Annotated in this window: 13 protein-coding genes; 5 read left to right on the forward strand and 8 right to left on the reverse strand. The window is 69.6% G+C overall.

Features of this window, described 5'->3' with window-relative positions; genetic code table 11:
• Positions 1-4 precede the first annotated feature (4 nt).
• From GXW78_RS01030 to GXW78_RS01045, 4 genes are all read right to left on the reverse strand, one after another.
• Positions 5-1,012: a WD40 repeat domain-containing protein gene (locus GXW78_RS01030; RefSeq protein ID WP_211865254.1), complete on the reverse strand. Its 1,008-nt coding sequence runs from the start codon at positions 1,010-1,012 to the stop codon at positions 5-7.
• Between the two features lie 289 nt (positions 1,013-1,301).
• Positions 1,302-2,330 (reverse strand): CobW family GTP-binding protein, encoded by a 1,029-nt coding sequence (locus GXW78_RS01035; protein ID WP_338147654.1) that lies wholly within the window; start codon positions 2,328-2,330, stop codon positions 1,302-1,304.
• Entirely contained in the window at positions 2,327-3,136 is an 810-nt protein-coding gene (locus GXW78_RS01040; protein WP_211865258.1) for a response regulator, read from the reverse strand. The genes GXW78_RS01035 and GXW78_RS01040 overlap by 4 nt, the downstream gene beginning before the upstream one ends.
• A gap of 9 nt (positions 3,137-3,145) precedes the next feature.
• Positions 3,146-4,480, reverse strand: a complete 1,335-nt coding sequence (locus GXW78_RS01045; RefSeq protein ID WP_211865260.1) for an aspartate aminotransferase family protein — start codon at positions 4,478-4,480, stop codon at positions 3,146-3,148.
• A 130-nt stretch (positions 4,481-4,610) separates the two neighbouring features.
• Between GXW78_RS01045 and GXW78_RS01050 the strand changes: the two genes are divergently transcribed.
• Genes GXW78_RS01050 through GXW78_RS01065 form a run of 4 tightly spaced genes read left to right on the forward strand, consistent with a single transcriptional unit; the run spans position 4,611 to position 8,230 of the window.
• Positions 4,611-5,774 (forward strand): cation:proton antiporter, encoded by a 1,164-nt coding sequence (locus GXW78_RS01050; RefSeq protein WP_211865262.1) that lies wholly within the window; start codon positions 4,611-4,613, stop codon positions 5,772-5,774.
• 32 nt (positions 5,775-5,806) lie between these two features.
• The gene (locus tag GXW78_RS01055) at positions 5,807-6,460 is read left to right on the forward strand and encodes a glutathione S-transferase family protein (RefSeq protein WP_211865264.1); all 654 of its coding nucleotides are present in this window, start codon (positions 5,807-5,809) and stop codon (positions 6,458-6,460) included.
• Complete coding sequence (locus tag GXW78_RS01060; protein ID WP_211865266.1) at positions 6,457-7,344, forward strand: VOC family protein; 888 nt, start codon at positions 6,457-6,459, stop codon at positions 7,342-7,344. The genes GXW78_RS01055 and GXW78_RS01060 overlap by 4 nt, the downstream gene beginning before the upstream one ends.
• 46 nt (positions 7,345-7,390) lie before the next feature.
• Positions 7,391-8,230 carry an FkbM family methyltransferase gene (locus GXW78_RS01065; RefSeq protein ID WP_211865270.1) on the forward strand — a complete coding sequence of 280 codons (840 nt, stop codon included), beginning with the start codon at positions 7,391-7,393 and terminating at the stop codon, positions 8,228-8,230.
• Between the two features lies 1 nt (position 8,231).
• Here GXW78_RS01065 and GXW78_RS01070 read toward each other — a convergent pair whose 3' ends face one another.
• The 4 genes from GXW78_RS01070 to GXW78_RS01085 all read right to left on the reverse strand — a co-directional run bounded on the left by GXW78_RS01070 (position 8,232) and on the right by GXW78_RS01085 (position 12,072).
• Positions 8,232-8,870 carry a TetR/AcrR family transcriptional regulator gene (locus GXW78_RS01070; RefSeq protein WP_211865273.1) on the reverse strand — a complete coding sequence of 213 codons (639 nt, stop codon included), beginning with the start codon at positions 8,868-8,870 and terminating at the stop codon, positions 8,232-8,234.
• Positions 8,871-9,890, reverse strand: a complete 1,020-nt coding sequence (locus tag GXW78_RS01075; RefSeq protein ID WP_338147655.1) for an NAD-dependent epimerase/dehydratase family protein — start codon at positions 9,888-9,890, stop codon at positions 8,871-8,873. It lies immediately after the preceding gene.
• A 60-nt stretch (positions 9,891-9,950) separates the two neighbouring features.
• A complete protein-coding gene (gene mltA, locus GXW78_RS01080; RefSeq protein ID WP_211865277.1) occupies positions 9,951-11,327 on the reverse strand; it encodes a murein transglycosylase A in 1,377 nt (458 codons plus the stop codon).
• Between the two features lie 82 nt (positions 11,328-11,409).
• Positions 11,410-12,072 carry a Tim44/TimA family putative adaptor protein gene (locus tag GXW78_RS01085; protein ID WP_211865279.1) on the reverse strand — a complete coding sequence of 221 codons (663 nt, stop codon included), beginning with the start codon at positions 12,070-12,072 and terminating at the stop codon, positions 11,410-11,412.
• Between the two features lie 122 nt (positions 12,073-12,194).
• Here GXW78_RS01085 and GXW78_RS01090 point away from each other — a divergent pair, with 122 nt between their 5' ends.
• Positions 12,195-12,752: a histidine phosphatase family protein gene (locus tag GXW78_RS01090; protein ID WP_211865280.1), complete on the forward strand. Its 558-nt coding sequence runs from the start codon at positions 12,195-12,197 to the stop codon at positions 12,750-12,752.
• The last annotated feature ends 41 nt before the right edge of the window (positions 12,753-12,793 follow it).

The following is a 12,793-nucleotide window of genomic DNA, read 5'->3' on the forward strand; positions in this document are numbered from 1 at the left end:
CCCCTTATCGCTTCGCGAGATCGATCAGCCCGGCGAAGCCGCCCTCGGTCCCGAAGGCGAGGTGCGAGCCGGTGCCGTTCCAGGCCAGCGCGGATACCGCCGAGCCGCGCGGCGCGGCCATCGGCACAACGCGGCCCGAGCCGATCTCCGCGATCAGCACCAGCCCGTCATCGAAGCCGGCGGCCACGACCTCCTGCGTCGGGTGGCAGGCGACGGCGGTGCAGAGGATGCCGTCGCCGCCCGCAAGCTCGGTCGGCGCCTTGCCCATCGGCCCGCCGCCGAAGAAGGGCCAGAGCACGACGCAATCGGCCCCGGCCGTCGCAAGCCATCGTCCCTTGCTGGTGAAGGCCAGCGACTTCGTCTTCGACGGATACCCCGCCATGCGCATGTGCTGCCCATCTGACAGCCGCCAGCCGTGCAGCGTGTTCTCCTGCATGGTCGTGACCACATGCGTGCCGTCCGGGCTGATCACCACCCCGGTATGGCTGCCCTTCCATTCCAGCACCCGCGGCGAGCCATCCTTCGACGCTGTGAACCAGAGCGAGGCGCCGTTGTAGTGGGATGCCGCGATGCGCTTGCCTTTGGCGTCGAACGCGATGCCCGTCACGCTGCTGGGATGCGCGAGCGACTTCAGCGCCGCGCCCTTGCCGTCGATCAGATACACCGCCTTGCCGACCGACGCCGCACGCAGGCCGGATTCATGCGCGGCGACGCAGTCGACCCATTTGCTGCCGTACTTCGCGAGCTCCGTCGTCGTGCCATCCGGCGCGATGCGCATCACGCGGCCATCGTCGCCGCCGGTGATGACGCCGTCCTTGGCATCGGCGGCGATGGACAGGCAGGCGCCATCATGCGCGACGACCGACTGCCAGCCCTTGGCGAGTCGGACGGTGCCGTCACCCAAGGCAAACGCACAGGATTCGCCGTCACGACCGAAGGCCAGGCCGATGACCCAGGCGCCAAGGTCCTGGGAGGCGCCGCGGGTTTCCAGGAGGTAGTCGGTATCGCTCATGCGCAGAAAGGTTGGGGGAGAGAACTCCCCCGAACCCCCTCCTTTTTCTGTCTATTGGCGCCGCCCCCCCCTGTCAGAGCCTGTCCGGGAAGGCTGGCGGCTGGGGGCGCGGGCGGAATTTTTCGTGCCGGCGCGGAGGCAGTGCCGGCCGAATGGCCAAGCCGCCGACAAGGCCGGCGCGGAAAAGACCGACCCCCCAGTCGTCCCAGACAGGCTCCCTGTCCCCAACAGATAGAAAAAGGAGGGGGGGCGGGGGGAGTTCTCTCCCCCCGGTTTCCTTCTCCGCCCGTCATGCCGGCGGCGGACTCCAGCGGGCGATCTCGGCCTGGATCTTCGATTCGTCCTCGCCGATCTGGCAGGCCTCGAAGCCGCGCCGCAGCCAGGGGCGGTTCAGGTCGCGGCCGATGAAAACGATCTTCGACTTCCGCGGATCGCCGTCCTTCACCTCGCCGATGAAGTCGCCATCGGCGATCATGTGCACGGCCTGGAAGGCGAAGCGGCGGCTTTCGTTCTCGTAGTAGAGGATGCCCTTGGTCCGCAGCAGGTCCTGGCCCTTCGACGCCAGCACCTGGGTGATCCAGGCGTTGAAGCGTTCCGGGTCGATCGGGTTCGAGACCTCGAAGGAGACGCTGTTGACCTCGGAATCGTGCTCGTGGTCGTCGTCGCCGAACAGGAATTCCGGCTCGCGTTCCAGGATGCGTTCCAGGTTGAAGGCGTCGCGGCCGACCACGGCGTCGATCGGCACGTCGGACTTCGTCGCCCGGCGGATCTCGGCATAGGGGTTGATGGTGCGGATGCGGCGCTCGACCTCGGTGGCCTCCTCGGCGCTGACCAGGTCCATCTTGTTCAGCACGATGATGTCGGCGAAGGCGATCTGCTCCTGCGCCTCGCTGCTGTCGGACAGCCGCGCGGGCAGGTGCTTCGCATCCACGACCGTCACGATGGCATCGAGCTTGGTGGCGCGCTTCACGTCGTCATCGACGAAGAAGGTCTGCGCGACGGGGGCGGGGTCCGCCAGGCCCGTGGTCTCGACGATGATGCCGTCGAACCTGTCGCGCCGCTTCATCAGCCCGCCGAGGATGCGGATCAGGTCGCCCCGCACGGTGCAGCAAATGCAGCCATTGTTCATTTCGAACACTTCCTCGCCGGCATCCACGACGAGGTCGTTGTCCACCCCCAGCTCCCCGAACTCGTTGATCACCACGGCGAACTTCTTGCCGTGGTTCTCGGTCAGGATGCGGTTCAGCAGGGTGGTCTTGCCGGCGCCGAGATAGCCGGTCAGCACCGTGACGGGCACGGGCTCCTTGGTGTCGCTCACGGGGATTCTCCCGATGTGATGGTATCGCTTGCCGCCCATATGGGGTCGGCGGCGGCCGCGGCCACCCGGTCCTTCCGGAGCGCGACACGGGCCGCGACGATGGATGACAGCAGCGGGAACAGGAAACGGCGGCCTTCCTCGGCGTTCTCGGCCATGCGGCGGGCGGCGTTGGCGGCGGCGATGGCGCCGATGCGGTCCATCGCCTCCGCGACCGAAGCGCCGGCGGCGGCATAGGCCGCAGCATCCCCGCCATCCCGGAACAGCGGGACGAGCAGGGAGCCGGGCACCGCCATGGCCTCATCCTCCAGCGCCTCCAGCGCCGACGGGCCGTGGTCCTTGAGCAGGGCCTCGCGGTGGTCGGCGTCGAGCACCGGTGGGGGGGTCCGCAGCCGGCGGGCCTGGGCCAGGGCGGCGGCGAGTTCCTCCGGCGTGAAGGGGCGGACGAGCAGGACGTCGAAGCCCGCCTCCATCGCCTCGTCCTCCTCCCCGCGGCGGAGGCCGTCGGTGGTGCCGACTAGCGGCAGGTCGGCCTGCGGCGGCAGCCGGTCCCGCAGGCGCTGGGCGGCGTCCGGCCCATCGAAACCATCGCCGACGAAGGCCATGACGATGGCCTCGATATCTTCACGCAGCAGGATGTCCTCGGCGGTGTCCCAATCGGAAACGGGGAGCACCTCGTGTCCCGCTTCCTCGAGCACGCCCAGCGTCACCACGCGGGAACTGGCCATCGGATCGACCAGCAGGATGCGGAGCGGCGGAAGGGTCTCGTCCGCTGCCTCCGGCCCCGTGGCGGCCGCCTGTTCGGACACCGGTGCGCCTCAGGCCGCTTCGGCGCGGATCGCGTCGGTCAGCGTGCCGACGATCCGGTCGACATGCGGCTTCTCGACGATCAGCGGCGGGGAGAGCGCGACGATATCGCCGGTCACGCGCACCAGCACGCCCTTGTCGAAGCAGCGGCGGAACACGTCCATGGCGCGGGCACCGGGCTTGCCGGGGCGGGAGGACAGCTCGATGCCGCCGATCAGGCCGAAGTCGCGAATGTCGATGACGTTCGGCGCATCCTTCATGGAATGCATCGCGTCCTGCCAGTACGGCTCGATGGCCTTCGCGCGGCCGGGCAGGTCCTCGGACTGATGGAGCTGCATCGTTGCGATGGCCGCCGCAGCGGCGAGCGGATGGCCGGAATAGGTGTAGCCGTGGAAGAACTCGATGCCGCCGGCGACGCCGTTCACCACCGCGTCATAGACGCCGTTCTTCACCGCGACCGCGCCCATCGGCACGGCGGCGTTGGTCAGGCCCTTGGCCATCGTCATGATGTCCGGCACGACGCCCAGCCGCTCGGCGCCGAAATTGGTGCCGAGGCGGCCGAAGCCGGTGATGACCTCGTCGAAGATCAGCAGGATGCCGTATTTGTCGCAGATGTCGCGCAGGCGCTGCAGGTAACCGACCGGCGGCACCAGCACGCCGGTCGAGCCGGCGACCGGTTCCACCATCACGGCCGCGATGGTCTCGGCGCCATGCAGGGCGACCAGGGCTTCCAGCGTATCGGCCAGTTCGATGCCGTGCTCGGGCAGGCCGCGGCTGAAGGCGTTCTTCGCGGGCAGGTGCGTGGCCGGCAGGTGGTCCACGTAAGGCAGCAGCGCGCCGAACTGCTTGCGGTTGCCGCCGATGCCGCCCACCGACATGCCGCCGAAGCCGACGCCGTGATAGCCGCGCTCACGCCCGATCATCCGCACCCGGCCCGCATCGCCCCGGGCCTTGTGGTAGGCCAGCGCGATCTTCAGCGCCGTGTCCGCGCTTTCCGACCCCGAATTGGTGAAGAACACGCGGTCCATGCCCTCGGGCGTCATCTCGGCGATGCGCGAGGCGGCCTCGAAGGCAATGGGATGGCCCAGCTGGAAGGTCGGCGCGTAGTCGAGGATGGCGGCCTGCTTCTGGATGGCCTCCTTGATCTCGACGCGGCCGTGGCCGGCGTTGCAGCACCAGAGACCGGCGGTGCCGTCCAGGATCTCCTTCCCCTCGGGCGTGTAGTAGGACATGCCCTCGGCCCGGGCGAGCATCCGGGAGGTGTCGCCCTTGAAGTACTTGTTGTCGGAGAAGGGCATCCAATAGGCGTCCAGGGAGTTCGGACGCGGCACGCTGATCTCGTTCATCGGGGCCTCCGGGGCACGGCAGGCCGGCAAACAACACCGTGCAGCGCCCGGGGGCAAGCGGGGCCCTTGCCCGGAGTCCTAAAACACGGCCCGATGCGGCCCGGCGGACTGGCAGGACACGACGGCGCGCATGGTGAGTTTGGATATGGCGAGCGTGGTGGCCGTCTTCGCCGCCATGACCCTGGCTGCCGCGCTGCCGGCCCTGTTTCCCCGGCTCATCATCCCCGGCGTCGTGCTCGAGATCGCCGCGGGGGTCGCCATCGGGCCGCAAGGGCTGAACCTGGTTCATGCCGGCCCGATCATCACGGGGCTGTCCACGCTGGGCCTCTGCGTCCTGTTCCTGCTCGCGGGGTTCGAGGTCGATCCCGACGTGCTGAAGGGCCGGCCCCTGCGACTCGCCTGGCGTGGCTGGGGGCTCTCGGCCCTGCTGGCCGGCGGGGCAACCTTCGCTATGGCCGGGCTCGGGTTGATCGATGCGCCTCTGCTCACCGCGCTGGCACTGACGACCACGGCCGTCGGCGCATTGCTGCCAATCCTGCGCGATGCCGGCCGGCTCGGTCCACCCTATGGGCCGATCGTACTGGCTACCGGTGCGGTCGGTGAAGCGGCACCGCTGATCGCGCTGTCCCTCATCCTTGCGGGCGGGGTGGAGGCCATCGGACAGGCCCTGATCCTGATCGCCTTCGCGATCGGCGCGGGCGCGGCGGTGATGGTCGCTGCGCGCACCACCCATGGGCGCCTGGCCGCCCTCGTCGCGCGGACGATGGGCAGTTCGGGCCAGTTCCCCCTTCGGCTGGTGCTGCTGCTGATGGTGCTGCTCATCACGCTATCCGAGGAGCTGCGCATCGATCTGGTGCTCGGCGCCTTCGTCGCGGGCGCCGTGGTCCGTGCCGCCCTGCCGCATCACCAGCATGAGGCACTGCTGACCCGCCTCGATGGCCTCGGCTACGGATTCCTGATCCCGATCTTCTTCATCGCCTCCGGTGTGCGGCTCGATGTCGTCGCGCTGGTCACGGACATCCGCGCCATGGCGATGGTGCCGGTCTTCGCGCTGCTCATGCTCGCGGTGCGCGGCCTGCCCGTGATGCTGCTGGCGCGGCGGGACCTCGACCTGCCACGCCGGCAGGCCCTCGCGCTTCACGCCGGGACGCAATTGCCGCTGGTCGTCGCCATCGCCGCCATAGCGGTCCAGGCACAAATCATGCCTCCGTGGCAGGCGGCGAGCCTGATCGGCGGGGGCGTGCTGACAATGCTGATCTACCCGACGCTTGGGCTGCTGCGGCTGGGGCGATAGTGTCCCGCCCGCGCCGGGAGGAGGGCGCTGGCATGAAGGACGGTCGCCTCGTTATCGGCAACAAGCGGTATTCGTCCTGGTCGTTGCGCGGCTGGCTGGCCGTGCAGCTCGCCGGGCTGGATGTGGATGTCTCCGTCGTACCGCTGGCCGGCGGATCGACGGCGGAGATCAAGCGCCTGACGCCCTCGGGGACCGTGCCCTACCTCGAACACGGCGATGCGCGAGTATGGGAAAGCCTCGCCATCCTGGAATACTGCGCCGAGTTCGCGCCCGCCCTGTGGCCCGCGGACCGGGCCGCGCGGGCTGCCGCCCGTTCCATCGCCTCCGAGATGCATGCCGGCTTCCGCGAGCTGCGGATGGCCATGCCGATGAACATCCTGCGCGAATTCCCCGGCCAGCGCCGCACTGACGGCGCGCTCGCCGACATCGCCCGCATCGAGGCGATTTGGGCCGGGTCGCTCGCCGCCCATGGCGGCCCCTTTCTGTTCGGCGCGGCGATGACCGGGGCGGATATCATGTTCGCCCCCGTGGTGTGCCGCTTCCTCACCTGGCAGCCCGAACTGAGCGAGACCTCCAAGGCCTATGTCGCCGCCGTCCGCGCCCATCCGCTGATGGAACGCTGGTATGCCGATGCCGCCACCGAGCCTTCGGAATGGCTGCTCGACAAGTACGAGAACCCCGCATGACCAACGTCGCCGTCGCCCTCGACCATGTCGGCGTCGCCGCGCGGGACCTCGGTCCGCTGACCGCCGCCTATGAACGGCTCGGCTTCGCGCTGTCGCCCATCGCCCAGCAATCCGGCCGCCGACGGCCGGACCTGCCGGTGGAGCAGTTCGGCTCCGGCAATCGCTGCGCCTTCCTAAAACACGGCTACATCGAGCTGATCGCGATCCTCGACCCGGCGCTGTACGACAACACGCTGAATCGTTTCCTCGATCGGTATGCCGGGATGCACATCCTGGCTCTGGCTGTCACGGATGCCGAGGCGAACCTCGCGCGGCTGCGCGCCGCCGGCCTCGATATCCCCGGCATCGCCTGGCTGGAGCGCCCGGTCGAGACCGGCGGCCCCATCGCGAAATTCGCGCGCTTACCCTTCCCAGACCCGCCCGAGGGCCGCGTGCAGCTGATCAAGCACCTGACGCCCGAGCTGGTCTGGAACCCCCGCTGGATGGACCACACCAACAAGGCGGAAGCGCTGGAGGAAGTCATCCTAACCGCCGCCGAACCGGCCGAGACCGCCACCCGCCTGTCGCGCCTGACCGGATTGCCGGTGGAACCCGACCCCGCTGGCGGCTTCCTGCTGCGGTTTCCGGGTGCAGCGGGCGCAGCCGGCCCCTTCGCGCCGGTGATGGAAACCCGTGTCCGGATGCTGACGGAAGCGGCACTGCCGAACGTGCTGCCTGGCATGACGCCGGCAGCCTCGCCGTTCATGGCAGGAATGGTGATCCGGACGTCGGACGGCGGGGCGGCGGCGCGGCAGGTGCTGAAAGGCATCCCCACGGTCGATGCTCCGGCGGGCGTCATGGTTGCGCCTGCTTTTGCCGGTGGAGCCGCCGTGGTGTTCGCGTGAAGAGGAAAGGGCCGGAGGGGAACTGCCCCGAATCATTCCCCTCCACATGGCTACGTGCCGCCAAGCACGGCCAGCGCCAAGCAGACAGAAAAAGGAGGGGGTTCGGGGGAGTTCTCTCCCCCGACCTGCGCGCGCCCTGACCGGCTTCGCGAAGATCGTCGGCGCCTCGCTCCGCACCTACTACGCGCCGGGCCGTGCCGAGCTGCTGGATGGCTTCTATCGCCGCTTCCTCGCCCCCGGCGATCTCGCCTTTGACATCGGCACCCATGTCGGCGACCGCACGGCGTCCTTCCGGCGGCTTGGCGCACGGGTGGTCGCGGTGGAGCCGCAACCGCAACTGGCCCGGGCTCTGCGACTGATCTTCCACGGCGATCCGGGCGTGACACTGGTGCCGGCGCTGGTTGGCGCTGAACCCGGCGAGGCCGTCCTACGGCTGAACAGCGCGAACCCCACCGTCGCCACCGCCAGCACCGACTTCATTGCGGCGGCGCATGGCGCGGGGGGTTGGGAGGGGCAACGATGGGATGCCGAGATCGCCCGACCGGTCACGACGCTGGATGCGCTGGCCGCCGAGCATGGCGAACCTACCTTCGTGAAGATCGACGTGGAGGGATTCGAGGCGGCGGTGCTGCGCGGCCTGTCCCGCCCACCGCGCGCATTGTCCTTCGAGTTCACGACGATTCAGCGCCGCGTGGCCGCGGAGTGCCTGCCGCTGCTGGCGGCGCTCGGCTACCGCGCCTTCAATGCCTGTCTTGGCGAAACCATGCGCTTTGGGCATGCGGCGCCGATCGACGCTGACGCCATGCGCCGCTGGATCGAGGCGCTGCCGCATGCGGCGAACAGCGGGGACGTTTATGCTTGCCTGGAAGCCGGACGGCTCGTGTAGTTCACGGGCGGAGATAGCCGAGCACCACCTCGACCACATGCCGCTCGCGCGCTTCCAGCGCGGCCCCGGTGCCGAGGTCCTGGCCGAAGATGGTGGACAGCGTATGCCGGTTCGCCACCCAGAAATGGCCGAGGCCGAGCATCGTCACGTAGAGCTGCATCGGGTCCACGTCTCCCCGGAACTCCCCGCTTTCCGCCCCGCGCGCCATCACGTCCCGCAGGCTGTCCACCAGCGGGGAGTACATCGCCGGCACTTCGGCGCTGCGTTGGAGGTAGGCGGCGCGGTGGATGTTCTCCTGGTTCAGCAGGGCCACGAACTCCGGGTGCGCTGCGGTGTAGCGCAGGTTGAACCGGACAAGGCGGGCCATGGCCTCGGCGGGCGGCAGGTGGTCCACGTCGACCTCCCGCTCCTCCGCGCGCTTGGCGGCGTAGGCGCGCTCCAGCACGGTCAGCCAGAGTTCTTCCTTCGAGCCGAAATGCGCATAGAGCATCCGCTTGTTGGCGCCGGACCGGGCGGCAATCTCGTCCACCCGCGCGCCGGCCAGCCCATTCAACGCGAACTCGGCGAGCGCGGCGTCCAGGATGCGCTGCCGCGTCGCCGCGGCACGCGCCGACAGCGGTCGCGGCAGTTGATCTTCCATTCAGAACTTCCCGTCACGCACTTCGAACTTGGTCGCCTTGCCGAGCGAACGGCCGCCGCTTTGCACCCAATCCGCCACCCAGTCCATCATCGTCGTCAGCGCTACCGTGGGATAGCCGAAGGTGGCGAAGGCCCGACCGGCATTAGACAGCAGCGCGTCGGGCGCTTCCTCGCCTTCCAGCACCGGCGCCTTGCCGAAGCGCGCGCCGAATTGCTGCGCGGCCCAGCGGATCGAGACCGTCTCCGGCCCCGTGACGTTCAGGATGGGGCAGGAGGCATCGGCGCGGGGCAGGGCGCGCAGCGTCCAGGCATTGGCATCGCCCTGCCAGATGACGTTGGCGTGGCCCATGGCAAGCGGCACCGGCGTGCCGGCCAGCACCTTCGTCGCGACGTCGTGCAGCACGCCGTATCGCAGGTCGATCGCATAGTTCAGCCTGATGCCGAAGCAGGCCGTCGCCCGCGTCGCCGCGGCATGCTGGAAGACCCGCTCGCGGCCGAGGCAGGAGGCGGCGTAATCACCGATGGGCGCCGGGGCCATGTCCTCCGTCGCGCCGCCCGAAATGACCGGCACCAGCCGCTGCACGTTGCCGGTCGAGAAGAAGACGATGCGGGAAGCCGCGTAGCGCTCCGCGACCATCGCGGGCAGCAGCACGTTCATTGCCCAGGTCAGGGGTTCGTTGCCGGTCGCACCGAACTTCATCGCCGCCATGAAGACCACGTTCGGCGCGTCCGGCAGGGCGGCCAGCACCGCGCGGTCCAGCAGGTCGGCGGCAAGGCATTCGATGCCCCAGGATTCCATCCGTGCGCGCAGCGCGGGCTCCGACCAGCGCGCCACGGCGATGACGCGCCGGGCCGGGTCGGCCCGCTTCGCCTGGCGGCACAGCGTCGGGCCCATCTTGCCGGCGGCGCCGAGCACGAGAATGTCGCCCGGCACGCTGGCGAGATCGGCGGCCAGCACTGGATCGGGGCGCGAAAGCACCTCCTCGAGCGCAGCTTCGTCGGCGATGGTCGGGTGCGGCACGTCGGTTCCTCCTGCCGGCATCCTTGCGCCGGGCAGGAAGCGTGTCCATCGAAGGGGGGCTCAGCGTGCCGCGGCGGCAACCGGTGCGGCGGCGCCCGTCTGGGGGTCCGGCGCGACCGCGACCTCCGTCTGTCGGGGCAGCAGCACATAGACCTCGGCATCGTCGCGCATACGGCCGGCGCGTTCGCCCGCCTCGTTTCCCCAGCCCCAGAAGAAGTCGGTGCGCGCCGGGCCACGGATCGCCCCGCCGGTGTCCTGGGCAACGACCAGCCTGCCGGCCGATGGAGCATCGCGCCGTGCCATCGGGTCGCGCACGGTGACGAACATCGGGGCGCCGAGCGGGATGAAGGCGCGATCCACTGCGACGCTGCGCCGCGGCGTCAGCGGCACACCGAGCGCGCCGATCGGCCCCTGTTCTGGCGTCAGGTTATCGACCAGTCGAAAGAACACATAGGACGGGTTGCTGCGCAGCACCTCGGCGGCGCTGTCATGGCCGGCGCCGGCCAGCCAAGCGCGGATCGCCTGCATCGACATCTGGTCTCGCGTCAACGCGCCGCGTTCGATCAGCACCCGGCCGATCGGCACATAGGACCGCCCGTTCTGCCCGGCATAGCCGACGCGGAGCAGCCGTCCGTCCGGGAGCACCACGCGGCCCGAGCCCTGGATGTGGAGGAAGAATGCATCCGCCGCATCGTCCACCCAGACCAGTTCCAGCCCCCGTCCCGCCAGCGCGCCGGTGTCGATCGCCGTGCGGTCGAAGAAGGGTTCGAGCTTGCCCTCAACCATCATCCCGTAGCGCCGCCGCAGCGGATTGCCGGGGACGGACTGTTCCACCAGTTCCGGCGGGCGCGCGAGGAGCGGGGTTCGGAAGGCCTCGCTCGGTTCGGCTGAACCTCGCAGGATCGGTTCGTAATAACCGGTCATCGTCCCGGTGCCGGCGGCGAAGGGTTCGAAGCGGGTCTCGAGAAAGGTGCGGACGGTGGCGTTATTGGTGGCTCGCCAGGCATTCATGCGGCGTTCGAAGGCCGGGCCGGGGCGGGCATTGCCGATCAGGCGGGGCGCGCGCGGCAGGCTGCGGCTCAGGTCACGGAGATCGGGACAGACCGCGAGCCAGGCAGACGCCGTCCCGGCCCGGAGCGCTGCCTCGCCGTCGCCGCCGAGCACCGCGTCGGGGCGCATCGGCCGCATCGCGGCGCAGGACGCGAGCAGGGCGGGCAGTATCTCGGCATGGGCGTCCGCCTGCCAGCCGGGCAAATCGGCGAAGGTTACCGCGCGGAGAAGCGGTGGCGGTGGGGGTTCCTCCGGACGGGGGGCATCGGCTTGAGGTGACGAGGCGGGCTGCTGCTGCGCTGGTGCCGGCCCGCACAGCAGCAGGCCCATCAGCAGAGGCAGCGCCGCGGACCAGGCCGCGCGGCCGTGTCGGCCCTTCCGGTGCATGGCGGATGTATACTCCGGCCCGGCCGGCGCCGCGACTCTCCGGGGGCTAGAATGGAGGAGTCGCCGGCGCCCCGGTCCCGGGCTAGGCGGACCGGGTTCCCACCAGCTTCCAGGTGGGATCGGATGCCCGAATATCCCGCTGGAACGTCCAGAGGTCGGTGATTTCAGTCACAGCCTCGGCGCCCGCGCTGATCGAGCCGTCCTTGGCGGTGGTCATGTTCACCTGGTCCGAAACGATACGCACGGTGATGTCGGCGACGCTGCCGCGAAGTTCGGCGCTTTCGATGGCGAGGTCGTTGATGGCGCGGAGCTCGGTGCGCTGCGTTTCACCCGCGATCTCGCGCGCCGAGATCGCCTGGTCGAAGCCGGCGAAGGATTCCTCCGACAGCAGGTCCTTCAGCGTCTGGCGGTCGCCAGCGGCGAAGGCCTGGACGATCATCCGGAAGGCGCCCTCGGCGCCGCCCAGGAAGGCGGCCGGGTCGAAGGACGGGTCCATACCTCGGATATTCACCAGCGCCTGGCCGGCCGGCGAGCGCGGATCGGGCAGCGCGCGGGCGGGCAGACCGGCCTGTGCTGGCGGCTGCTCGGCCTCCCGCGCCGGCACGGGCTGGGCCACGCCGGGTGGTGTCTCGCCCTGCGGCCGCTCGAAGCCGGTGCGGCGGCCCAGCACGCTGCGCAGGCGCAGCACCAGGAATGCCGCGACCATCGCGAACAGGATCAGATCGATCGGCAGGCCGGTACTCATGATCACTCTCCTCGGACCCATTCACTTAGGGCTGACGGGTGCCAGCCGCAACATCGCCGAGGCCAGGTTGCCGGCGGCCCTACGGGAAGCTACGCCTTGGTAAGTCAGCAGGGACGCGCCGAATGATCCTCCTTCGCCACGGACAGAGCGAGTTCAACCTGCTCTTCACCCAGAGGAGAAAGGATCCCGGGATCGTGGACCCGGTGCTGACGCCGCTGGGTCATGAACAGGCGGCGGGCGCGGCGGTTGCGCTGGCGGCGGAGGATATCCGGCGGATCGTCGTCTCGCCCTATCGCCGCGCGATCCAGACGGCGATGCCGGTGGCGCTCCGGCTGGGCCTGAAGCTGACCGTCACCCCGGTGGTCCGGGAACGGTACGCCTTCACCTGCGATGTCGGCAGCCCGCGGACGGCGCTGGTGGAGGCCTTCCCCGAGGTGGACTTCGCCCATATCGAGGAAGTCTGGTGGCCGCCCCAGGAGGAGCCTGCCGACCAGGTGGAAGGCCGCGCCGGGTTGTTCCGGGCGGAAATGGCGGCGCTCGACGACTGGAAGCACACGCTGGTGGTGTCCCATTGGGGATTCATCATGGCGATGACGGGCCAGAGTGTGACCAACGGCCAGATGCTGCGGGTGGACCCGACGGCACCGGGGCCGGCCCTGGTGCCGTGGAAGCATCACTGACGGCCTCATTCGGCGCGTACGACGGCCAGCTTAACGATCGC

Origin of the sequence: Neoroseomonas terrae, assembly GCF_018129025.1 — a bacterium.
GTDB classification, from domain to species: Bacteria; Pseudomonadota; Alphaproteobacteria; order Acetobacterales; family Acetobacteraceae; genus Neoroseomonas; species Neoroseomonas terrae.